Origin of the sequence: [Clostridium] aerotolerans DSM 5434, assembly GCF_000687555.1 — a bacterium.
GTDB classification, from domain to species: Bacteria; Bacillota; Clostridia; order Lachnospirales; family Lachnospiraceae; genus Lacrimispora; species Lacrimispora aerotolerans.
On record NZ_JHWJ01000012.1, the window covers coordinates 15579 to 39648 of the forward strand.

Genomic DNA, 24070 nt, shown 5'->3' on the forward strand with positions numbered 1-24070 from the left:
AGAAAAGGACCGTTACCCTTTGTTTTCCAGGGCAACAGTCCTTTTTATTTTTATCGGTTATATTGTCAGGCTTCTGCCATCACCATCATCAGCTCGTTGCTTCTTGCAATGAATTTTGTCATACGCTCTGATGTTAAAGAACCATGGCTTAAAGCTGCAAGATCGTAAAGCTGTTCGCAAATGGCGTTGGTATGAGATCCTTCCTTATGGTTCAATACATACTGTACCAGCTTATTGTTATAATTAAGCACAAGAGTCTCAGTACTGCCAAACATAGAATTATCCATACCAGGCATGGAATACATCTTCATCATCTCTGCCATACGGCGGGATTCTTCTGATACGGTGATCATAGAAGATACTGCTTCATTTTTCAGCTTCTCAACCTTAACATCAAGGGCTTCTTTGCCTAACACCTTACGGAACAGCTCAGTAAGCGCATCCACATCGGCTTTCATGGCTTCCTTATCCTCTTCACTCACTTCTTCCTTGAAGATATCGGATAAGTCAGAGTTGATGCATAAGAACTTCACATTCTCATTCTTCTGCTCTAAGTAGCCTACAAAAGGATTGTCTATGTTCTGGGTCATGTAAACAGCATCAAGACCTGCTTCCTTAAACATGTTGATATACTGGCTCTGTTCTTTTTCGTCTGTAATATAGAAGACGCTGTTTTCGTGCTTTTCTTTATTTTCTTCCAGACATTCAGCAATGGTTAAATACTTGCCTTCTAAATTTTTAAGGATAAGAGAATCATTGATCTTTTCAGCAAACTTTTCGTCTTTTAAGCAGCCGAATTTGATGAACGGATTGATATCATCCCAGTATTTTTCATAGTTTTCTCTGTCTGTCTTAAACATACCGGTAAGCTTATCAGCCACCTTCTTTGTGATATAATCGGAGATTTTTTTCACAAAGCCATCATTCTGAAGGGCGCTTCTTGATACATTAAGAGGAAGATCAGGACAATCAATCACTCCCTTTAACAGCATTAAGAACTCTGGAATGACTTCTTTAATGTTATCAGCGATAAATACCTGGCTGTTGAACAGCTTGATGGTTCCTTCCAGGCTGTCATAGTTGATGTTTAATTTCGGGAAGTAAAGAATTCCTTTTAAGTTAAATGGATAATCCATGTTTAAATGAATCCAGAACAATGGCTCCTTATAATCATGGAATACCTTACGGTAAAATCCTTTGTACTCTTCTTCGGTACATTCATTGGGGTGCTTATTCCAAAGAGGATTGGTATCATTCACCGGTACCGGACGTTTTGCAATTTTATACTTTTCTGTGGCTGGAGAAATTTCAACGACTTCTTTTTCGCCGTTCTCATTCTCTTTTTCCTCAGTTTTAGCTTCTTCAACAATGGTCTCGATTACGGTATCCTTATCAGTCAGCTCATCCTTTTCAATTGTCTCAAACTCAGGTTCTGCAGCTGCATTGGTCAGATAGATTTCAACCGGCATAAAGGAACAATATTTTTCAAGGACTTCTTTTGCACGGTATTCGTTACAGAATTCAAGGCTTTCTTCATTTAAATAAAGCTTGATTGACGTTCCCTGCTCTGCCTTGTCTCCGTCTACCATCTCAAATTCGGTACCACCGTCAGACTCCCAGTGAACTGGTTTTGCTCCATCTTTATAAGATAAGGTATCAATGGTAACCTTATCGGCAACCATGAATGCGGAGTAAAATCCAAGTCCGAAATGTCCGATGATCTGCTCTTCATTGGCTTTGTCCTTGTATTTCTCCAAGAAGTCCTGAGCTCCGGAAAATGCGATCTGATTGATATACTGATCAACCTCTTCCACGGTCATACCGATACCGTTATCAATAAAGGTAATGGTCTTTTCATTGGGATCGGTAATTACCTGAATCTTAAATTCAAGATCCTCCGGTTTCTGCCACTCTCCCATGATCTCCAGCTTTTTCAGCTTTGTAATCGCATCGCAGCCATTGGAAACCAGCTCACGATAGAAGATGTCATGGTCAGAATACAACCATTTCTTAATAATTGGAAAGATATTCTCGCTGTTAATCGTCAAACTTCCTTTTTTCGCCATATCGGAACACTCCTTACTCTCTTTTTTTCTATTTTAGTTCCATGAAATCATGGAATTCTCTCAATATTTGCCTGCAAAGAGTATTTTAATACGCAGTCCAAAAAATGTCAATAGAAAATTAGCACTCATTTAAAATGAGTGCTAATAATGCTATTCTTCTATAAATGGAATCTCATTTTTCTTTAAAAAGCCTTTAAAACCCTCATCCCATTCTTCATCAAGTGTCTTGTCCAAAGTGAACACAGAGACGGAGGTTCCTGTGATACAGGTAAGCTTTTCCTCCTCATAGCGGATATTGACATACAGTCCCTTTACCTGTTCTTTGGGGAATCCAATTCTTCTTGCGGAGAGAAAACGCTCTGTCCCGTCTTCCGGCATCAATAGGATGATACGAAAGCTTACAGGCAGCCGCTTCCCCTTAATCAGGGAAAAGCAAAAGGGCTTTAGGGTGGACCAGGAAGAATAGGTTCCTATATTCTGCTCCTCCAGCTCCTCCTGAGAATAGTATCCACTTTTAATGGTTCCGTCTATGGTAAATGTATTATAGGTCGAAATAGATGCCTCCTTGATCAGGAAGCGGTCAAATACCTCCCCTACAAATAGCTTGGAGGTAAAGGATTTAATATCCTCAATTTTTACTGAAATCATTTCATAATCTCCCATTCATGATTGTTCTTTGTTTAATATACAACGGATTCTCAACCTCTGTCAACGAAGGATTCCAAACCATCCATTTGTGTGGTATAATAGAAAGATAAGTTTCGCTCAGGAAACAAAAAGTAGTAAGAAAAGAGGATAACATATGAATACCATCAAAGAGTTAGAATCCCTGATCGCAGCATCCGTATCTCCTTATCATTGCATTATGGCATCTTCCAAACAGTTAAAAGACGCAGGCTTTAAAGAACTGCCCCTTTCCGCTTCCTGGAAGTTAAAAAAAGGAGAATCCTACTATATAAATGTTTTTGATTCATCCCTGATTGCATTTACTGTGGGAGAGACTCTTACAGATACTCCCTCCCTTCGTCTGGCGGCGGCCCATACGGACTGGCCTTGTTTAAAGGTAAAGCCATCTCCTGAGGTGACTTCCTTAGATTATGGAAAATTAAACGTGGAGGTTTACGGCGGCCCACTTCTTAATACCTGGTTTGACCGTCCCCTTTCTATGGCTGGAAAGGTGTCTGTGATGGGTAAATCCGTAATGGAGCCAAAGACTATTTTTGTAGACTTCGCCCGTCCCATTATCACGGTTCCAAGCCTTGCCATTCACATGAACAGAGGCGCCAATGAGGGTGTTCCCATTAATGCACAGGTGGATATGCTGCCTATTATTACACTGATCAAGGATAAACTAAACCAGAAAGACTTTTTCCTTCATGCTCTGGCAAAAGAAGCGGGAATCAGCAAGGAAGATATCCTGGATTATGAAATCTATGTTTACAGCCGGGAAGCTGGCGACTTACTTGGCTTACACGATGAGTTCTTTTCCGCTCCCCGTCTGGATAACATAACCTCTGTCCATGCATGTTTAAATGCAATCATAGAAGCTCCCTGTAAGGAAGGAATTCATGCAATTGCTTTATATGACAACGAAGAGATTGGAAGCAGTACAAAACAGGGCGCGGCTTCTGCCATGACAGAACATGTCCTCGAAAAGATATACTTATCCTTAGGATATACAAGAGAAACCTTCTTAAACGGCCTTTTAAGCGGCTTTCTGCTTTCCATGGATGTGGCTCACGCATTCCACCCAAATCATGGGGAAAAATGCGACATTAAGAATCAGATCGTCATGGGGGATGGCGTTGCTATCAAACTTGCTGCCAGTCAGTCTTACGCTACCGATGCCACAAGCACCGGAGTCATTGAAGGCATCTGCCGAGCCAATGACATACCGTATAAGAAATTCTCTAACCGCTCCGACATGAGAGGCGGCTCCACGTTAGGAAGCATCTCTTCTGCTCTTCTGACCATGCGCACCGTAGATGTAGGTGTTCCTATGCTTGCCATGCATTCAGCCAGAGAGCTTATGGGTACCCATGACCAGGCTGCCCTTGTAAAGCTTGCCACTGAATTCTTTAAAGCTTAAACAAGAAACAATTTTGATACAAAATAAGGGTCTGCCGCAGGAAGTAATTCACGCGACAGACCCTTTCGTTTATCATTTCTTAGATATCTTGTTGGTTAAAAACAAAGTTGGAATGAACAATACAAAGCTAAGGACTAAGGCTAACATGAAACCATTGTGGTAAGCAGTGGTCATGAGAGGAATTGTTGGTACTTTCCCCTGGATCCAGAGGCTGACAACCGTTGCAAGCACTGCGGAACCAAATGCACCACCAATATTTTGCATGATTCGGGTTCCCACACTGGCTTGTGCGATTTCTTGTTTTTCCATACCGGTGTAAGCATCCGTCATCATTGGAATGGTGACACCACCAATCCCCATACCTCGGATCGTTAAGACAATGCTTACAACAATGAGTGAAGATGTCTCATCAAAGAAGACAAATGGAATCGTGCCGACGATAGCTAATATCAAACTAACTAAGACAACGTAACGTGCGCCTGCTTTATCCGTTAGCCGGCCAACCAGTGGGCGGGCAACTAACATACCGATCCCTTGTGGAATCAGGATGAGTCCGGTATTTAATACGGAAAAGCCCTTAATATTTTGAAAAAACAAAGGTAATAACAGCATTGGGCCGTTGGTAGCAATCCCTGCAAGGAACAATCCAGCCATAACAGCACTGAAATTTTTCATTTGAAACAAATGTAGTGGAAGAATTGCCTGTTCCTTTTTAATGGCTGCGTAAATCATATAGACAGCTAATATTACGATCCCGGCAACAACAAAACCAATTGTCGTGCCATTGTTGAATGTTGCACTCTTTGCTGCTTTACTAATTCCATAAATCAATGAGGCTGAACTACCTCCCAATAAAATGATGCCAATGAAATCAAATTTGGCTTTTACATTGACCGGCGTGAAGTCAGGTAATTTTAAAACCATTAAGATGATGGCAATGATACCAATAGGAACATTGACAAAGAAAATATAACGCCATGACAGGAACTGAAGAATCACGGCACCAATGACCGGACCAAGGATTGGTCCTAAGACCATTGGGATACCAACCGTGGACATCATACGTCCCATTCGATCCCCTCCGGCAACTGCAACACACAACGTAGTCACAAGCGTCATAATAAAGCCGGCACTGGCACCTTGAACTATCCGGAAAACAATCAAGGAACCGATGCTCCAGCTAAGTCCGGAAGCAATGGAAGTAACTAAGAATACGATATTTGCACCTATCATTAACCATTTACCGTTATAACGTTGAACCGCCCAGCCAACGAGGGGAACGGAAATTGCCATGGATAACACGTAACCAGTAATTACCCACTGGATTAAATCAAGTCCGCTGCTAAAACCACTGCTTAAGCTCTTGATGGCAATGTTGATCATGGTTGAATCAAGCAGCGGCATAATTGCCCCAAGAACTAAAATCCAGGCTATATTGATGATACTCTTTGGAATCGGCTCAAATTCCGAGTCATTTTTATTCTTTTTCATGATAAATTAATCCTCCTTATGATGTGTAACGCCCGTACCTATTTATTTTCCCTTTACAAGACGCTGCATTTCGTTTAGAATCAAAGCATAAACTATAACGTTACGTTCGAGTCAAGAGCCTTTTAAAATTTGTAAAATGTAAAAGGAGAAAAAGCAATGAAAAGTGTAAATGAAGTGAGTAAGCTCTCCGGCGTAAGCCGTCGCACCTTGCAATATTATGATGAAATCGGATTGCTGCCGCCAAGCGCTGTGAAAGAATCGGGCTACCGCCTATATGATGAAGAGAGCTTGCGCCGCTTATGGAGCATTCTATTTTATAAAGAACTTGGCTTTACCCTTGATGACATTCGATTACTGCTTGAAAATCCAAAGGAAATGGAAAAGGAGATTGTAGGGAGACATAAGCAAATTCTCATGGAGAAACAAGCCAAGCTGCAAAAAATGATACTGTCCGTTGACCGAATATTAAATGACGATTTTGATATCTCAATGTTAAGAGATTTTGACAAAAACAGAATTGAAACACTGAGAAAAACATATGCAAATGAAATCAGAGCGTTAATGGAAAGCCTTTTTTTTCTTCCGTTAGTGAAAAGCGGCATCTATTCAAGCCGCATATCACTGATAAAAAATGCCTCAAATATCATGTATACGGATTTTGAAGAGATCCTTGCTCTTTGCGAGGATGTCATGCAAAAATTTCGCGAAGCTATGATAGATGGCCCGGAGAGTTCAGCGGCAGAAAATGCGGTTCATGCTTATGGAAAATTAATCAATAGATGGGTTCCCTGCAACGATGAATCTTTTCGTAAAATCGGGCAGGCGTATTTGATTTACAAAGAAGATTTGGACAAAAAGTCACCGGGTCTTGCAGAATTCATATACAAAGCATTTTTACATGTATATCACTAACCACTTATTTATTTGGCTGACGCTTCCCATTCATTCAATGATATGTTAAGTGAAACAACCGTTTATCAATCTGGAGGGGTAAATTGAACCCTTTGTCAAGGACAATAAAAAAGAGATAAAAGGTACCTGGATAGTTAAGCACAGCCACTTTTTTCTGTGTCTGACTATCCGGGTATCTTTTATCCCTTATTTTTTATTTTCTTATTTAAAAGTATAGGAAAAACTTTTATTTGTCATTTCCATGCATAGTCTCCGGAACTACTTCCCGGCTTGTTTCCAAAGGCTGATTGGAGGTCCGGTTTCCCTCCCAATAGCGGTAACCGTAGACTCCTCCGGCTATGACACCCACAAACAGAATCAATACAAACAAAAACAGCATGAACCCTCCAAAAACTTCCCGCCCACGGCTTTGTCTGCGCCTTCGGCTGTGGCTTCTTCTACGAATGGTATCTCTCTGGCTCATTTGCTTTCTGCCGTCCTTTCTTTTTATCAATCCGTTACATATTTTTTGTAAATTTCAAAAAAGTTAGTGGTCGTGGTCTTATCTTCCTTGGAGAACCTGACATCCTTCCATATTTCATTGCTGAAGGCCACAGGATTTTCTTCTTTATATTTATTATAAATCTGATCGAAGGCTTCTTTTTTCCGTTTTCGGTACAGTCCGGCTTTTCTTTCCTGGGTAGCTGTCTCATCATAATCATCGACGCATTTGATGATATAGAACCTTCCATTATCTTCCACGACAGGGCTGATATCTCCCTCTAACAAGGCAAATGCAGCCTCTTCATAGGCCTTAGACGCCTCTCCTCTTCCAATATGGCGTTCCATCGTTTCTTCTAAGGAATGCTCTCTTGCCAGGGCAGAAAAATCAGCGCCCTCGGCTGTTACAAGGGACAGGACCTGATCCGCCTGATCTTTGTCTGTGAGGACGATCTGGTCTACGATAATGACCTTAGCTTCACTGTCACTGATTTCCAGATTCATATCCTTGGTTAATTCAGTCACCACCTTATTGGACAGGTAATACTGCTCGTACATGCTGCGGACATCTTCTTCTGTGATCCCCATATAGGCAATGTCTTCTTTTGTCAGGGATCCAAAGTATTCATCCGATGCCTTACGCACCTTTTCTTTCTCACTGCTGGTAAGGGTAACTCCCTTATTCTCTGCAAGAAGATTCATCATCTTCATCTCCTGGAGAAATTCTTTTACCTGCTCGATGAGATAGGATTCAAAATTCTGATCTCCGGGCAGGTCTATGCCCCAAATCTGGCTGGTATATATTTGTTGGTACCGGTTTCTCTCCGTTGCCAGGATGATCATGGATTGAGGCAGTGTATATGCCTTCGTCTCCGCGATCTCAGAAACAATGGGGATATCTGCCTTACAACCGGTAAGCAGGGCAATAAGTGCCAAAACTGCCAGGAATATCCTTCCTCTTCGTTTTTTTTCACCTTTCACGTGCTTCCCTCTTTCCATGCTACAACAGCAGCTTCAGTATTTTTAACACTCCGTCATTGATATTTAAATCGGTACGGAACCTGGCCGCATTCTTTACTTCTTCTCTGGCATTTCCCACTGCAAAGCTGTAGTATGCCTGGCTCATCATTTCAATATCATTTAACTGGTCTCCAAAGACCATGGTCTCTTCGGGTTTGATCATAAGACTGTCCTGAAGAAGCTTTACAGCCTGCCCCTTGTTGATTCCGGGCTTCATGCAGTCCATCCACATCTCCCCTGCAATGGTAATCTTAAGACGGTCTGCAAATTTGGCCCTAAGCTCCACGGTATGAGCTTCCACATGAGATTTTCGATACACAGATACTTTTATAAATTCCGAATCCACCTGGGTCAAATCGTCCACCTGCTGAACCTGGAACTTATATCCATGGATCAGCCAGTCTAAGATCTCCTGATCCCTGGTTTCCACATAAACCACATCAGGTCCGCTTAACATAAGCTCCAGCCCTTCTGTACTTCGTACCTCCTGAATCATATCCATAACCGTCTGCCGCTCAATGGTATTTAGAAATAGATTTCTACCGTGACAGCCTACATAGGCTCCGTTATCCGACAAATAAAATATTTTTTCCTTCACAGGCTGAAAGATAGATTCAATGCTCACCCACTGGCGTCCACTTGCCGCAGCAAACTGAATTCCTTTTGCCCGCAGTTTTAATATTACATCAAAAATCTCCGGATTGATCTTATGGCTCCCGTCAGGCACCAAAGTTCCGTCAATATCTGATACAATCAGCTTAATCATGACAATCCTCCTATTCAAGCATCCCTTTTATCTCCTGAAACACTCGTCCTACTGGCAATCCTACTACATTATTGTAATCGCCGTCAATCCCTTTGACAAAAGCCGCGAATTTCCCCTGGATTCCATAGGCTCCTGCCTTATCCATTGGCTCTTCACTAAAGGCATACGTCTTTATCTCTTCTTCTGACATGGGATATACGGTCACATCTGTTTTTTCCACAAAGGTCTTTACCTTCTTCTCCGTTTGTCCACAATAAATTAAGGTGACGCCGGTATAAACCTGATGATCCCTTCCCTGGAGCATGGAAATCATGCGGTAAGCATCCTCATGGCTGACAGGCTTTAATAAAATCTGATGGTCCATAGCTACTACGGTGTCCGCTCCAATGACAAGGGTACCTGGTTCCTGGTGCTCAGCCACATCCTGGGCTTTCTGGCTGGAAAGCTCCGAAACCACGGCCTCAGGTATGGAAGAGGTAACCTTTTCTTCTAACGTACTTGGTTCAATCAAAGGGGTAAGCCCGATCTGGGCAAGAAGTTCTCTCCTACGCGGAGAAGCAGATGCCAGCACAAGTTTTTTCATTTGTTTCATATCCATCCTCCCTGTTTTTAAACGAACAAATAAGCGGGACCCGAATCGAATCCCGCCATTCATTAATATACTTTCAAACGACCAATCATGGTTGCATCGTCTTCGTCACAAGATGACTTAAGCTGCAGTCTCATGGTGTAAATAAAGTCGGCGATATAAAATGCCATAAGGCTTAATGCCACCATTCGCTCCAGACCTTCCGGAACTGCTCCTGCCATCTGGCTTACAAAGCCATCCAGGAACCGGAAATAAAAGATACCTAGAAATCCCCAGGCAACACTGCTTTCCAGACAGATAATGCCTTTGTAGTTAAATGGTTTTCTGCTGTAATCCCACCAGAAGGAACCAAACAGTTTAATCATCATTCTTGCCGTTATCAGCTCCATGGTCGTAGCCATTAACGTTGTTGCAATGTAAAGTAGAATAAGATTATCAGAAAGAGGCTTTAGAAGAATCATAGCTCCCATGGCACCGAATCCGTATATAATACAGAAGGGACCGTGTCCGAAACCGCGATTGACCACTGGCCTTTTATTTTCATAACTGAGTACTACACATTCAAGAAGGTATCCAAGAAAGCTGAACAGGAAAAAACATATGATCCTGTGATAAATCGTCATACCCATTTTACCTCCAAATTTGACAATTTTTGAACTTGTTAAAGTATAATATGGATATCTTAAGAAATCAAGGTCTAATTTCTTACGATTCACGGAAACAATTCTGTTTATTTAATAATATTGTGCCATAAACAGGGCGAGGAGTATGCCAAGGAGCGCTCCCGCTGCCACCTGCAAAGGAGTATGGCCAACATATTCCTTTAATGTCTCCTGTATCAGCTCTCCCTTAAGTTTTAAAGGGTTTTCTAACAATATGCTGTTTAATAATTTTGCCTGCCGTCCGGTTTCTCTCCGGACTCCCATGGCATCGTACATAACGATCATGGAAAGCACAAAGCAGACTGCAAATTCAAACGATCCGGGGCCATAACGGTAGCTGGCGGCGGTCGTTAATGCACATACCGTAGAGGAGTGAGAACTGGGCATTCCCCCGGATCCCACCAGCCTCTCCGGATTAAAATTTCTGTTAAGAGCAAGATCAATCAGTGTCTTTAAAACCTGAGCCACCATCCAGCCTGTGACAGCGCTCATTAAAACCTGGTTTCCCAGTATATCATCCCAATATTTCATGGTTTCCTCCATCTTATGCAGTACTTTTCCAGCCAACACTGAATAAAAACCAGCGTTTGAACCTGGCTACGGTTTCTATGAGACCGCAGAATTTGTCCGAATAAACAATCACCAGACCTCCCCTGGTCCTTGGGGGAATCGGGGTTAACGGCCACATATGACGCAGGATCATGTCTTTTTCATTCTCTGTTAATTCAAAGTACTTGACTGCGTTATTCAGTGCAGTCCTGGGATGAGTAAAACCATGAAAATGTTCCCCGGTTTCTCTGGCATGGGTATGCCAGTCATACAAAAATAAATCATGAAGAAGACCGGCTCTGGCGACTTCTTTATAGTCCCAGCCCAGCCTTCTACAGATACTGTAGCTCATATAGGATACTTTGATGCAGTGGTGTTTACAAGTCGTATCTCCATGCTGCATATAGTTTTCCATGGACTGGAATATGGGGTGTTCCAAGATATCTTTCACACAATCCATATAGACCAGATCCGCATTGTAGTTTTCCTGTTCAGCCCAGGAAGAATCTTCTGCCCATGTTACGGCAAGTTCTTTTTCTTCCTGGGTGAAATGCATGCTTTTCATTTTTATTCACTCATTTCTTTTCTGTAATTTCAGTCTGCTAACAGCCAGTGAGCCAGTCGTAAAGCTCCTGATATTTCATGGCAGAAGTTTTCCATGAAAAATCCTTTGTCATAGCACGGCAGACAAGCAGGTTCCACTCTTTCTTTTTATCGTAGAAAATGCTTTCCGCATACCGAATGATCCCAAGCATCTCATGGGCATTGTAATTGGAGAAGGAGAAGCCGGTCCCGCTCTTCTCATATTCATTGTAAGGCTCTACGGTATCCTTTAACCCTCCGGTCTCCCGCACAATGGGGAGTGTTCCATAGCGAAGCGACATCAGCTGACTGAGCCCGCATGGTTCAAATAAGGAGGGCATGAGAAATGCATCACATGCTGCATAGATCTTGTGGGACATGGCCTCTGAATAATATATATTCGCAGAAACCTTATCCTGATACTTCCATGCGTAATGACGGAACATATTCTCGTAACGTTCATCTCCGGTTCCAAGGATGACAAGCTGAATCTCATCCTGACACAGTTCATCCATGACGCACTGAATCAGGTCAAGTCCCTTCTGATCCGTCAGTCTGGATACAATGCCGATCATAAATTTGTTTTCATCCTGAGCAAGGCCAAGTTCCTTTTGAAGAGCTGTCTTGTTCTTACCCTTTTCCCCTTGAACGTTTTCGAAATTATAATTCTGTACGATGTATGAGTCATTCTCAGGATTGAATTCTTCGTAATCAATCCCGTTGACGATACCTCTAAGATCGCCTTCCCTGGCACGCATCAGGCCATCAAGGCCTTCTCCGTAAAAGGGCATCTGAATTTCCTTTGCATAGGTGTCACTTACTGTAGTGATGGCATCTGCATAAACGATGCCGCCTTTTAGTAAGTTACCGTCCTTATATGCCTCCAATTTGTCCGGAGTAAAATAATAATCCGGAAGGCTGGTAAGCCTCTGTATGGTCTTTACATCCCATACGCCCTGAAATTTTAAGTTGTGGATCGTAATCACCGACTTCATGCTGCGAAAAAATTCACCGTCATGAAACCGATCCTTTAACAGAACAGGAATAAGTGCAGTCTGCCAGTCATGGCAGTGTACCACATCCGGCTGAAATCCAATGACCGGAAGTGAGGATAAAGCTGCTCTTGAAAAGAAGCAGAACTTTTCCAAATCATATAACCAGTCCCCATACGGTTTGGGGCCATTAAAATAACTTTCATTGTCTATGAAATAAAACGTGATACCTTCGTAAACATATTGAAGAATTCCCACATACCTGCTCTGATCCAGATAGTCCATATAGAAGTGATCAATATAGGTCATCTGGTTTCTCAGTTCTTCTTTGATGCATAAATACTTGGGAATCATGACTCTCATATCAAAATGCTCTTTTGAAAAACACTTGGGAAGGGAACCTACAACGTCTGCAAGTCCTCCAGTTTTGATAAAAGGTACTGCCTCTGATGCTACGAAAAGTATCTTCTTCATCCACAAACCTCCCTTATCCTTACCACGAAAATGGTGGCATCTGTTAGTCTATAGTATACTTCATTTTAAAGAAATAAGGAAGTATCTTTCCGTATATTTAGGAAAGTTTAGGAAAGTTTTTTGTAATCCAGTCGTATTTTATCTGCGATTAATGCGATAAACTCTGAGTTTGTGGGTTTTCCTTTACCAGTACTTACCGTATAACCAAATAATTCATTGATGGTATCCATCTTTCCTCTGCTCCAGGCTACTTCGATGGCATGACGGATCGCTCTTTCTACTCTGCTTGGTGTTGTCTGGTGTTTTTTAGCAATGGACGGATAAAGTATCTTAGTAACTGAAGTAAGCATCTCCTGGTCCTGTACAGAAATGACAATGGCATCCCGAAGATACTGGTATCCTTTGATATGGGCAGGAATTCCAATTTCGTGGAGCATCTGTGTTACATCATTTTCCAGATTCTGCTCCATATATTCGGTTTTATTGACATAAGGCTTCACCTTTTTCATCCCCTGTAAATTAGGTGCTTTTGACTTTCTCTGACCCACTCTTCGAACCTTATCGACGATAATTTCCTTATTGAATGGTTTCATTATGTAATAATTTGCTCCCATGCGAAACGCGTCTTCGGTAATATTCTCGCTTCCTGCCGCTGTTACCATAATAAACGACGGTATCTTTGTAACAGAACCGTTGCCCCTAACTCGTTCCATTACTGTTATTCCGTCCATTCTCGGCATAATTACATCCAATAAGACAACATCGGGATTTGTTTTGAGGATCATGTTATAAGCATCTTCGCCATTATCCGCTCTGCCTACAACGTGGAAATCCTCCTCTCCTTCCAGTATATCGTTCAACAGATTTAATGTCTGAAGGTTATCATCGGCAATTGCAATACTGATTTCTGACATAGTAATACTCTCCTCCTGATTCATAAAAATAAAATAAAACTAGTGTATAGCCATTATAATCTTGCCTCAGCTTATGCCGCAATGGAATTCTATCGCAGGATTCGACAAATAATGTTTTTTACAAGCTGATTTCCAAATTTTTCCAAATTTCTAAAAATGTCGAACCGATAAAATGCCTTTTTGCATCTTGATTCGCTCCCAGCCCCCCTTTTTAACCAGTGTTGAAATTTGATGCTCCGTGTCGGCAAAAAAATCCGGCCTTTTACTATTCCTGGTTCTTATACTAACATATTCTCTCTGCCTTGAAAAGTATTAATCATCAGATTAATATAATTTATCTTACTTTTTTTTAGACTTTTCGAGACTCAAAGTATTTATTTACATACATTTCGAAAAATACGGGCAGAATGTAATAGAAGAAAAGGACAGCACTGTAATCGCCTTACAATCCTGTCCTTTTCCTACCATAATTAAATTTAATGATTCAACATGTTCTCAATAAAGATTCCGTAACCTCTTGTAGAATCCTGAATGAAAACATGAGTCACCGCACCTATGAGCTTACCGTCCTGAATGATAGGGCTTCCTGACATACCCTGGACGATACCTCCTGTGAGTGCTAAAAGATCCGGATCTGTGACTTTAATGACCATTCCTTTGCTTTTGTGAGCCGTGGAGTAATCCACACGCTGTATTTCAATCTCATAATCTCTTATCTTGCCGGATACATCACTTCTGACGTATGCAACGCCCTTTTTTACATCCTGACGGTATCCGATGGGTATGGCATCCTGCTTTATATTTTGCTTAAAGCGGTCGTTTACTGTTCCGAATATTCCTTCTTCCGTGTTGGCTGTAATCGTTCCCAGAGTGGAGCCAGGGCCGTAATAGATGATTCCGCTCATCACTCCAGGTTTTCCGAAGGTGCCTTTTTCAATTCCCATAATTGCTGTTTCATAGAGAGAGCCGTCTGTAATCTGTACTACATTGCCGGTATCACTGTCACTGATGCCGTGACCAAGTGCTCCGAACTGACCATTCATATCCACATAGGTCATGGTACCGATTCCCTGAGTGTCATCTCTGACCCAGACGCCGAGTTTATAGGTGCCATCTTCGGTCTGAACAGGATTCATCTTTACATCAATGGTTTCCCCATTACGTCTGACCTTTAAGATTGCTTCCGCAGCGCCTATCTTGTTTAATTCACTCATCAGGGATTCTTTGTCTTTCAGCGGAGTTCCGTTAATGGTTTCAATGTAATCACCAGACTGCAGAATGCCAAATGCTGGTTCCGTTGTCATTCCGTCCTTTTTTGTTACATCTCCAGTTCCTATGACCATGATACCATTGGATTTTAAATAAATTCCAATTGGAGTGCCGCATGGGACGGCATACTTGGTATCTACCACATTGACCTGTATGTCTTTTAATTGAATGAAGCCAAAGAGCTTCAGGCCCAGTTTATAGCTTCCCTGATTCTTAGAATATACAGAGAATGGCTCGTTTAACTGCAGGTGGATCTGATCGGAAGGGATATTGGAACCATTGCTTAAAACCACTTCCTCACTGTCTGAATGGAGGGTTACATCAAAAGGCATGGAGAAATGAAATTGTTCTTCTTCCTCTGCTACGATATTCAGTTTGTCGGGGATCACCCGTTTCATATAGAACCAGGAAAACCCAATGCAAAAGACCAGGCTGATCCAGAACGCTCTCACGATAAGCTTATGAACTTTGTTTTTACCCATCTCACATACCTCCTTAGAAGAATAAAGGAGACAATTTTTTTGGCTCCTCTCATAGTATGTGAGAAAAAAGTAAAAACACTCTGTCATATTTTAGTTGAATTCATTTAATATTGGTCATTGTTTTTTTTGACAGCAAGCCGTTTCATCTCTCTGGCGTTCTCTCTGACTGCTTCCGTGATCTTCGCACCGCCGAGAAGTCTTGCCAGTTCTTCCACCATCTCCCCATCACTTAGCGTACGAATGGTGGTTTGAGTCATTCCATCTTTTGCCGATTTTAAAATTTCAAAATGAGCATCGGCCATGGCGGCGATCTGAGGCAGATGGGTGATTAAGATCACCTGATGGCTGTTTGCGATATAGGAAAGCTTTTCTGATACCTTCTGCGCCGTCCTGCCGCTGATTCCAGTGTCGATCTCGTCAAAAATCAAAGTAGGGATATCATCGGAATCAGCAAGGACCGTTTTCACTGCCAGCATGATTCTTGATAACTCTCCGCCGGAAGCCACCTGACCAAGAGGCTTTAAGGATTCGCCGGGATTTGTGGAGATAACAAATTCCGCTTCATCATAACCGTTTGATGTATAGTGGTCCAGACGCTTGAATTCCATAGAAAATTCCACGTCTAAAAAGTTTAAATCATTTAAGCCTGCTTTGATTTTTTTTGTCAGCTCTTTTGCCGTGTCTTTTCTCATATAAGATAATTGTCCGCATAAGTCGTCCAGTTTATCCTCTATTTCCTTAATATCCTGTTCTGTTTTCCGCTTTAAGCTGTCGTAATCTTCAAGCTCCTCTAAACGGACCCTTTTTTCTTCCAGATTTGTAAAAATCTGGCTTACACTTTTGCCGTACTTGGCTTCCAGATTATGTATGACATCAAGCCTTTCCTCGATTTGACTGTATTCTTCCTCATCAAATGACATATCATCCATATAAGAAGAAATTTCATGGTTGATGTCATTTAAAATAGAATCCGCATCAAACAGCTGATCTCTGATCGCTGACAGCCTTTCATCATAAGAAGCAACGGATTCCATCTCTTTTAAAGCCCGGCTGATGAAATCCGTGCTCACTGCAGAATACGCCTGGGAAAGACTTTCGGCTATTTTTTTTCCGTGAAGAAACAGACGGTATCTGGAAGCAAGCTCTTCTTCCTCTCCATCTTTTAAATCAGCGTTTTCTATCTCTTCAATCTCAAAACGGATGAAATCCATTTCCCTGAGTCTGGTCTCTTCATCGAGAGCAAAGGTAGAAAGATGTTCCTTTAACCGGCAATATTCCCGGTATGCTTCTGCAATATTCTCTTTTAGCTCATGGGACTTTTTATCCTGGTATCGATCCAGAATCTCGAGATGTTTTGATTTGTAGAGTAAAGACTGGTGTTCATGCTGTCCATGAATATCGATCAAAAGTCCGGTGATATCCCGCAGCTTTCCTGCGGTCACCGTTTCGTCATTGATTTTGCTCAGACTCCTGGAAGGCATGATTTTTTTTGAAATGATTACCGTGCCATCGCCGTCGGGATGGACGTCATATTCCTTTAACATGGAAAGCTTTTCTGGATCGCTGACCGTAAAGATCAGTTCGATATAAGCATAATCCGCGCCCTTTCTGATGATGTCCTTGGGTACCTTGCCACCCAAGGCTATGGTCACAGAGCCGATAATAATTGATTTTCCGGCACCGGTCTCGCCGGTCAAGACATTCAGTCCTTCCTTAAATTCTACATCGGCCTTTTCAATCAGGGCTAAGTTTCTTACGTGTAATTCTGAAAGCATGGCAGCCTCCTTATCCCGTAATAAGTTTTTTCAGTTTGTCCATCATCAGGATGGTATCATCGGAGCTTCTTATGGCGCACATGATGGTGTCATCTCCAGCAATGCAGCCCACCATTTCATTAAAGTGAAGGGCGTCAAGAGCCGCAGCTACAGCCATAGCCATACCTGAGACTGTTTTAATGACAAGAATGTTCTGTGCCATGTCCATGGAAAGGTATCCATCCTTTAAAATTCTTATATATTTATCGCTGAATGAGCTCTGGCTCTGAAGCACCATATAGCGCTGTTTTCCAGATTCTGAAGGAACCTTTGTTAATTTAAGCTCCCTGATATCTCTGGATACGGTAGCCTGAGTTACCGCAAAACCAGCCTTATTTAAATATTCCGCCAGTTCTTCCTGTGTCTCGATTTCATGTTTTCCGATGAGTTCCACAATTTTGCTGTGTCGTTCCAGTTTCATTATGTTTCCTCCTTATATACCGGTCATCTTATTACGCAGGTTATCTAAAAATGAGATATGTTTCAGCTTAACCAGTATGGTCTTACCCTCTGACCTGCTGATATCCACTGTATCACCGGGGCACAGCCTCATCTGGGTATCCCCATCAAAAACTGCCTCCTGATAGATATCTTCCTGCCCCATCATCTCCACCCGTATGGAGTCATCGGAAGACAGAACAATGCTTCTGGCCCCCAGAACATGAGAACAGATGGGTGTTAATACAAGCATCCGGGAATCCGGCACCAGGATCGGCCCTCCGGCAGAAAGGTTATAAGCCGTAGAACCAGTCGGAGTTGCGGCTATGAGGCCATCCGCCCGGTACTCATTAAAGTATTCCCCATTGACAAACACCTTAAATTTAAGAACCTTCAGCTTCTGGTTTCTGATAATAACGATCTCATTTAAGGCAATATCCTGAAATATTTTTTCACCGGCACGGGTGACGGAACCATGTAACATCATCCGTTCTTCCAGTGTGTAATCTCCTGAAAGCAGGGAGGCCAGGGCTCCGTATATCTCTTCGGTGCGGGAAATCTGAGTCAGGTATCCAAGAGTACCCCGGTTGATTCCAAGTATGGGAATATTACGACCGGCTAAGTCTCTGGCCGCCTGAATGAGGGTGCCATCTCCCCCAAGGGTGATGATACATTCTGTTTCCTCAGGTACCATGGCTGAATCCGTATAATGGCTGCCCGGATTATCTTCCTTTTTATTGCTGCCACCAATGACACAAGTGGCGCCATGAGCCAGAAGATACTGACTGATGGTATCCGCAGTCTCCTTCGCACCTTCCTTATCCGGATTCATGATTACATAAAAATGTTTCATACGATTGCTCCTTACCTGCCACCACTTAGCTGTTCATGAGCCTCAGCAACAACCCGCTCCGGATCTGCCTCCATGCTTGGAGATAATCCCTCTGACTGGCAGTTTTTCAAATGTAGTAAATATTCAATATTCCCTTCCGGGCCTTTGATCGGAGAAAACTCCAGATGAAGGACGGAAAAACCGATGGAAAGGGCATATTGGATCACCGCTTCTATTACCTCAAGGTGGACGGAACTTTCTCTGACCACCCCTTTTTTGCCAACCTTTTCACGGCCTGCTTCAAATTGGGGCTTAATGAGACAAACAATCTCTCCGTCTTCCTTAAGAAGATTTTTGACCGGGCCTAATACCTTTGTTAAAGATATAAAAGAAACGTCAATGGACGAAAATTCAATGGGATCTCCAATGTCTTCCGGAATCACATACCGGATGTTGGTTTTCTCCATGCAGACCACTCGCTTATCTTCTCTGAGCTTCCAGGCCAGCTGACCGTGTCCCACATCCACTGCATACACCTTAACAGCGCCGTTTTGCAGCATGCAATCGGTAAAGCCGCCGGTGGATGAACCTACATCCATACAGACCTTACCCATAAGAGTCACATCAAAATGAGTCATTGCCTTCTCAAGCTTTAATCCGCCCCGGCTTACATACTTTAAGGTATTCCCTCTCACTTCAATGACAGAGGTTTCCGGAAAAGCGGTTCCAGCCTTGTCTTCTTTATCCCCGTCCACATAGACGATTCCAGACATAATAAGGGCTTTGGCTTTTTCTCTGGACTCTGCCAGTCCCTGCTTTACTAAAAGCACATCCAGTCTTTCTTTCATTCCTTTTTCTCTTTCCCTGTTTCGTCTTTATAATGCTTCCATTCGGTATTCTGGCGTTCCAGATCAAGATACTCTTTTTTCAACCGCCAGATAATGGAATCGCTGTCAATCCCCAACCCTTTTCTAAGAAGGGACACGTTGCCATGCTCTACATAAGAATCCGGCAATGCAATGTTTACTACCTTTATATGGGGATAATTCTCATGAATATAATTGGTGATGTTTAGGCCATAGCCGCCCTGAAGTACATTCTCTTCCATGGTAACCATAAGCCAATGATCTTTCGCCAGAGAATCAATCAGCTCTTTGTCAAAGGGCTTTATGAACCGTCCGTTTGCAAGGGTACAGTTCCAGCCGTCTGCTTTCAGCTTTTCTCTTACATGTTCTCCTGTACTGACCATGCTTCCTACTGCCAAAAGAGCGATGTCCTTTTCTTTATAGAGCATCTCACCTTTTCCAAATTCAATGGGACTGCGAAACTCCTTTAGGCCCTGGTATGCTTCTCCTCTTGGATAACGCACGGCTATAGGTGCGCCATAGGATAAGGCAAATTCCATTCCATCCATCAGCTCCCAAAGGTTCTTAGGCGCAAAAACGCTCATACTTGGAATCGCCGTAAGAAAGGAATAATCAAAGATTCCCTGATGGGTCTCTCCGTCACTTCCCACCAGTCCGGCACGGTCTACTGCAAATACCACGGGGAGATTCTGGATGCAAACATCATGAAGCACCTGGTCAAATCCACGCTGCAAAAAGGAGGAATATACAGCTACCACAGGCTTTAAACCTCCTGCTGCCATTCCGGCTGCCGAGGTTACAGCATGCTGCTCTGCAATTCCCACGTCAAAAAAGCGGTTCGGAAACTGTTTGGCGAAACGTTTTAAACCAGTTCCGTCAGGCATGGCTGCCGTAACTGCCACAATTTTTTCGTCTGCCTCAGCCAGACGGCATATGGTCTTTGAGAACACATCCGTATAGCTTGGATTTTTCTTTTCTTTTTTAGTTTCCCCTGTGAGGATATCAAACGGCTCCACCCCATGAAATCTGGAAGGATTCCTCTCTGCAAAAGTATACCCTTTTCCCTTTTGGGTGATGACATGGACCAGAACCGTATGGTTCAGCTTCTTAGCCTCCCGCAAGGCTCTGGTAAGAGCCTTTGTATTGTGACCGTCTATGGGTCCAAGATAGGTAATTCCCATATTCTCGAACAACATACCTGGAATCAACAGCTGCTTGATTCCGTTCTTGGTACGGCTGATCTTCTCAATGAGAGAGTCTCCGACCACAGGAACCCTGGAAAGGACATTGGTCACATGTTTTTTTAAATCCAGATATCCTTCTCCTGTTCGTATGCTGCTTAAATAAGTGGACATACCGCCTACATTCTCGGAAATAGACATGTTGTTGTCATTTAGGATAATGATAAAATTCTTTTCCATCCTGGCCGCATTGTTTAAGGCTTCATAGGCCATGCCTCCGGTCAAGGCGCCATCTCCGATGACGGAGACCACATAGTGATCCTCTCCCAGAACATCTCTTGCCTGAGCAAGTCCAAGGCCAGCGGAAATAGAAGTAGAGCTGTGGCCTGTATCAAATGCATCACAGGGGCTCTCTTTTCTCTTTGGAAAGCCGCTGATTCCACCAAACTGGCGAAGCTCATCAAATGCAGCTTTTCTTCCGCTTAATATCTTATGAGTATAGGACTGATGTCCTACATCCCATACCACCTTATCTTTTGGAAGGTCAAAGGCCAGATAAATAGCCATGGTAAGCTCAACCACTCCTAAATTGGAGGCAAGATGGCCTCCTATGGTGCTTATTTTTTCCAGTAAAAAATCCCGGATTTCCTGGCTTAAGACATCGAGTTCCTGCTTATTCAGCTTCTTGATGTCTTCCGGTCCGTTTATCTTATCCAATATCATATTTTAATCAAATCCTTTATTTTTCACGGTTTACCAGCATCCGGATCAGCTCTTCCAGGAATTCATTCTTTCCCGGAAGCTCATGAAGAACGGAAACTGCTTCTTCTGAGATACGTTCCACATCCTGCTTCGCCTTAGTCATACCATAGATGGATACATAGGTAGTTTTATGATTTTTTTCGTCGCTTAATACAGGCTTTCCAAGAACCTCGTTGCTGCTGGTCAAATCAAGGATATCATCCTGGATCTGGAATGCCATACCAATTAAGGATGCCATACGTTCTACCTGTTTTAATTCCTCTTCCCCCGCTCCGCCAAGCAGCGCACCAATCATCATGGAGGCTTCCAGCAGAGCACCTGTTTTCAAACGGTATATAAATTCAAGTTTTTCTTTTGGAACCGGTTCTCCTGAAAGTTCTACATCAACGGTCTGTCCGCCGATCATTCCAAAAATCCCTGTTTTTTCTGCCAGGATTCCCATTGCGCGGGCGACCCGGTCAGCTCTGTCCGTCATGGGCAGGGCCTTTGCCGCTGTTTCCATGGAATAGATAAGAAGTCCGTCTCCAGCTAAAACTGCCATGTCATAGCCAAATTTCACCCATGCCGTTGGAAGTCCCCGGCGCAGGGTGTCATTATCCATACAGGGCAGATCGTCATGGATTAAGGATGAGGTGTGGATCATCTCAATGGCTGCCATAAAGGGCTCTATCTCTTTGCCGCTGCCGCCAAATAAGCGGTATGTCTCCTCCATAAGCATGGGGCGGAGCCTCTTTCCTCCTGCCTTCACGCTGTAATCCATGGCCTCAAGCACAGTGCTTTGATAACCACTGACGAAAGGGAGATAGGATTCCACCACCTGACCGACCTCTTTCATACGGGCAGAAAACAATTCATTAAAGTTCACTTTTTTCACCATTTTCCTCTAATACGATTATCTTCTTTTCTACGTTATCTATCTTCTCATTGCAGGACTTCACAAGCTTCATGCCTGTTTCATAATGCTGAAAGGACTCTTCCAGAGAGCACTCTCCGCTCTCTAACTTCTTGATCAGTTCTTCCAGCTCAGCAAATGTCTCTTCAATGGTCTTTTCTTTTTTCACTGCCATGATGGACCTCCTCGTCACTTTGATTGATCCTGGAAATTACTGCTTCCATACTGCCATCCCTGACGATGACCTTAATGCCGTCTCCAGCTTTCACCTGGGTCACAGAATCGATTCTATGATCCTTTTGATCCGTTACGAATCCATATCCCCCGCCAATCTTCTTTAAGGGGGACTGGGCCTCTAAACGGCTGGCAAACAGCTCAAGCCGGTGCCTGTCACGGACTGTCTGTTTTTCTAACAGGGTCTTCATCCGATTGGCGGCGGTTTCGGCGTCTGCCTTATAGCCCGCAGTCATAGAAAGCAAAATGGTCTGAATCTTTATCTCCAGATCAGAAAGCCTCTGACGGCTCTCCCGGATGCTCCTTCTTGGGTCAAAATACTTAAGCCGTAACCCATACTGATCCGCATGGAAATGATAACGTTCCATCTTTCGTTCCATGGTCTTTTTTAAGGTGTTTCGGTACAGTTCCTTCTGCTCTATAAACAGGGAATAATCAAAAACTGCCAGCTCTGCCGCAGCAGAAGGCGTGGGAGCACGCATATCCGCCACATAATCTGCTATGGTCACATCTGTTTCATGACCGACCGCAGAAATGACTGGAGTGGAGCACTGAAAAATGGCTCTGGCCACAATTTCTTCATTAAATGCCCATAAATCTTCAATGGAACCGCCTCCCCTTCCCACAATAAGGACGTCAAGCCCCATCTGGTCCAGTACCTCGATTCCCTTTGCGATGCTCTCTTTTGCATTCTCTCCCTGAACAAGAGCCGGGTAGAGATAAAGCTGCACGTAAGGATTTCTCCTTGCCGATATATTCATAATGTCCCGAATGGCTGCACCGGTGGGAGCTGTTACGATTCCTATGGTCTTTGCATACCTGGGAATGGGCTTTTTATACTCCGCAGAGAACATTCCCATCTCCTCCAGCTCATTACGCAGCTTCTGGAACCGTTCAAATAAATCTCCAAGCCCTTCTCTTGTTATCTCCTGGGCATAGAGCTGATAGCGCCCATCCCGCTCATAAACCTCAATGCTCCCCTTTACCGTTACCTGCTGGCCTTCTTCCATCTGAAAGGAAAGACCCTTTCTGGAACCGGCAAACATCACAGCAGCTATGGACGATTTTCCGTCCTTTAAGGTAAAGTAGATATGTCCGGAGGTATGATACTTGCAGTTGGAGACTTCTCCTTTTACAGAGATTCGGTTCAGTGCAAAATCCTGGGCAAACATATTCTTAATGTAAGCATTGACCTGGGAAACAGAATAAGCGCCAGCCATATTACACCAGCTTTGCTAAGACTCCGTTGATAAATGCCGGAGCTTCGTTCCCGCCGTACTTTTTAGCCAGTTCCACTGCCTCGTTGATGGCTACCTTTTCCGGAACATCGTCGTCAAATAATATCTCATATAAAGCAAGACGGAGGATTGTCAGTTCGGCTCTGCCCATACGCTTTGTCTTCCAGCCTTCTGCCACTTCATTGATCTTAAGATCCAGTTCCGGTATCTTAACCATGACAGCTTCTGCTCTTTCTATTAACTGGTCGGAATTCTCACCGCTCATTGACACATCGTGTATGATCTCTTCCTTTCCTTCTTTGTCGAAATCATACTCAAGTGGTTCTTCAAAATATTGGTTAAGCTGCTCGTCCTTTTCCTCTGCCGGATGGAAATCCGCACAAAAAAGCAGCTTAAAGCAGTGTTCACGCATTTTACTTCTGGTCATTTACCATGGTCCTCCTGTTGGTAATTTTTCTGGGCGTTTGGAATTATTA

24 protein-coding genes are annotated in these 24070 nt (G+C 43.1%); 2 read left to right on the forward strand and 22 right to left on the reverse strand.

What is annotated here, in order from left to right; all coding sequences use genetic code 11:
• Positions 1–65: 65 nt before the first annotated feature.
• Both htpG and T546_RS0115565 read right to left on the reverse strand, forming a co-directional pair.
• Entirely contained in the window at positions 66–2066 is a 2001-nt protein-coding gene (gene htpG / locus T546_RS0115560) for a molecular chaperone HtpG (RefSeq protein WP_026892419.1), read from the reverse strand.
• A gap of 150 nt (positions 2067–2216) precedes the next feature.
• Entirely contained in the window at positions 2217–2714 is a 498-nt protein-coding gene (locus T546_RS0115565) for a DUF5721 family protein (RefSeq protein WP_026892420.1), read from the reverse strand.
• A gap of 154 nt (positions 2715–2868) precedes the next feature.
• On the opposite strand from T546_RS0115565, the gene T546_RS0115570 reads away from it, so the two are divergent.
• Positions 2869–4155: a M18 family aminopeptidase gene (locus tag T546_RS0115570; protein ID WP_026892421.1), complete on the forward strand. Its 1287-nt coding sequence runs from the start codon at positions 2869–2871 to the stop codon at positions 4153–4155.
• Between the two features lie 72 nt (positions 4156–4227).
• Here the strand turns inward: T546_RS0115570 and T546_RS0115575 are convergent, their stop codons facing one another.
• Positions 4228–5646: an MDR family MFS transporter gene (locus tag T546_RS0115575; RefSeq protein ID WP_034599593.1), complete on the reverse strand. Its 1419-nt coding sequence runs from the start codon at positions 5644–5646 to the stop codon at positions 4228–4230.
• 156 nt (positions 5647–5802) lie between these two features.
• Between T546_RS0115575 and T546_RS0115580 the strand changes: the two genes are divergently transcribed.
• On the forward strand, positions 5803–6558 hold the full coding sequence (locus T546_RS0115580) for a MerR family transcriptional regulator (RefSeq protein WP_026892423.1): 756 nt from the start codon (positions 5803–5805) through the stop codon (positions 6556–6558).
• 226 nt (positions 6559–6784) lie between these two features.
• On the opposite strand, the gene T546_RS0115585 is transcribed toward T546_RS0115580, so the two are convergent.
• From T546_RS0115585 to nusB, 19 genes are all read right to left on the reverse strand, one after another.
• The gene (locus T546_RS0115585) at positions 6785–7021 is read right to left on the reverse strand and encodes a hypothetical protein (protein WP_024838677.1); all 237 of its coding nucleotides are present in this window, start codon (positions 7019–7021) and stop codon (positions 6785–6787) included.
• 26 nt (positions 7022–7047) lie between these two features.
• Positions 7048–8019, reverse strand: coding sequence for a peptidylprolyl isomerase (locus tag T546_RS0115590; protein WP_084326473.1), 972 nt, complete (start codon positions 8017–8019; stop codon positions 7048–7050).
• Between the two features lie 19 nt (positions 8020–8038).
• A complete protein-coding gene (locus T546_RS0115595; RefSeq protein WP_026892425.1) occupies positions 8039–8824 on the reverse strand; it encodes an HAD family hydrolase in 786 nt (261 codons plus the stop codon).
• Positions 8825–8834: 10 nt separating this feature from the next.
• Positions 8835–9422, reverse strand: coding sequence for a Maf family protein (locus T546_RS0115600; protein ID WP_026892426.1), 588 nt, complete (start codon positions 9420–9422; stop codon positions 8835–8837).
• A 56-nt stretch (positions 9423–9478) separates the two neighbouring features.
• The gene (locus T546_RS0115605) at positions 9479–10036 is read right to left on the reverse strand and encodes a putative ABC transporter permease (protein WP_026892427.1); all 558 of its coding nucleotides are present in this window, start codon (positions 10034–10036) and stop codon (positions 9479–9481) included.
• Between the two features lie 111 nt (positions 10037–10147).
• The gene (locus T546_RS0115610; RefSeq protein WP_034599603.1) at positions 10148–10606 is read right to left on the reverse strand and encodes a divergent PAP2 family protein; all 459 of its coding nucleotides are present in this window, start codon (positions 10604–10606) and stop codon (positions 10148–10150) included.
• Positions 10607–10619: 13 nt separating this feature from the next.
• A complete protein-coding gene (locus T546_RS0115615) occupies positions 10620–11189 on the reverse strand; it encodes an HD domain-containing protein (RefSeq protein WP_026892428.1) in 570 nt (189 codons plus the stop codon).
• Between the two features lie 37 nt (positions 11190–11226).
• A complete protein-coding gene (gene glgA / locus T546_RS0115620) occupies positions 11227–12672 on the reverse strand; it encodes a glycogen synthase GlgA (RefSeq protein WP_026892429.1) in 1446 nt (481 codons plus the stop codon).
• Positions 12673–12779: 107 nt separating this feature from the next.
• Entirely contained in the window at positions 12780–13586 is an 807-nt protein-coding gene (gene spo0A / locus T546_RS0115625; RefSeq protein ID WP_026892430.1) for a sporulation transcription factor Spo0A, read from the reverse strand.
• A gap of 476 nt (positions 13587–14062) precedes the next feature.
• The gene (gene spoIVB, locus T546_RS0115630; RefSeq protein WP_026892431.1) at positions 14063–15337 is read right to left on the reverse strand and encodes a SpoIVB peptidase; all 1275 of its coding nucleotides are present in this window, start codon (positions 15335–15337) and stop codon (positions 14063–14065) included.
• Between the two features lie 104 nt (positions 15338–15441).
• Positions 15442–17112 carry a DNA repair protein RecN gene (gene recN, locus T546_RS0115635; protein WP_026892432.1) on the reverse strand — a complete coding sequence of 557 codons (1671 nt, stop codon included), beginning with the start codon at positions 17110–17112 and terminating at the stop codon, positions 15442–15444.
• A gap of 10 nt (positions 17113–17122) precedes the next feature.
• Entirely contained in the window at positions 17123–17572 is a 450-nt protein-coding gene (gene argR / locus T546_RS0115640) for an arginine repressor (protein ID WP_024838687.1), read from the reverse strand.
• A 12-nt stretch (positions 17573–17584) separates the two neighbouring features.
• Entirely contained in the window at positions 17585–18442 is an 858-nt protein-coding gene (locus T546_RS0115645) for an NAD(+)/NADH kinase (protein WP_026892433.1), read from the reverse strand.
• A gap of 11 nt (positions 18443–18453) precedes the next feature.
• Complete coding sequence (locus T546_RS0115650; protein WP_026892434.1) at positions 18454–19269, reverse strand: TlyA family RNA methyltransferase; 816 nt, start codon at positions 19267–19269, stop codon at positions 18454–18456.
• The gene (gene dxs / locus T546_RS23730) at positions 19266–21191 is read right to left on the reverse strand and encodes a 1-deoxy-D-xylulose-5-phosphate synthase (protein ID WP_051629887.1); all 1926 of its coding nucleotides are present in this window, start codon (positions 21189–21191) and stop codon (positions 19266–19268) included. Before dxs ends, T546_RS0115650 begins: the two co-directional genes overlap by 4 nt.
• 16 nt (positions 21192–21207) lie before the next feature.
• Positions 21208–22107, reverse strand: coding sequence for a polyprenyl synthetase family protein (locus T546_RS0115660; RefSeq protein ID WP_207641329.1), 900 nt, complete (start codon positions 22105–22107; stop codon positions 21208–21210).
• Positions 22085–22297, reverse strand: a complete 213-nt coding sequence (gene xseB, locus T546_RS0115665; protein WP_024838692.1) for an exodeoxyribonuclease VII small subunit — start codon at positions 22295–22297, stop codon at positions 22085–22087. Before xseB ends, T546_RS0115660 begins: the two co-directional genes overlap by 23 nt.
• Positions 22269–23576: an exodeoxyribonuclease VII large subunit gene (gene xseA, locus T546_RS23735; RefSeq protein ID WP_051629889.1), complete on the reverse strand. Its 1308-nt coding sequence runs from the start codon at positions 23574–23576 to the stop codon at positions 22269–22271. Before xseA ends, xseB begins: the two co-directional genes overlap by 29 nt.
• A gap of 1 nt (position 23577) precedes the next feature.
• Positions 23578–24021 (reverse strand): transcription antitermination factor NusB, encoded by a 444-nt coding sequence (nusB, locus tag T546_RS0115675; protein ID WP_026892436.1) that lies wholly within the window; start codon positions 24019–24021, stop codon positions 23578–23580.
• Between the last annotated feature and the right edge of the window lie 49 nt (positions 24022–24070).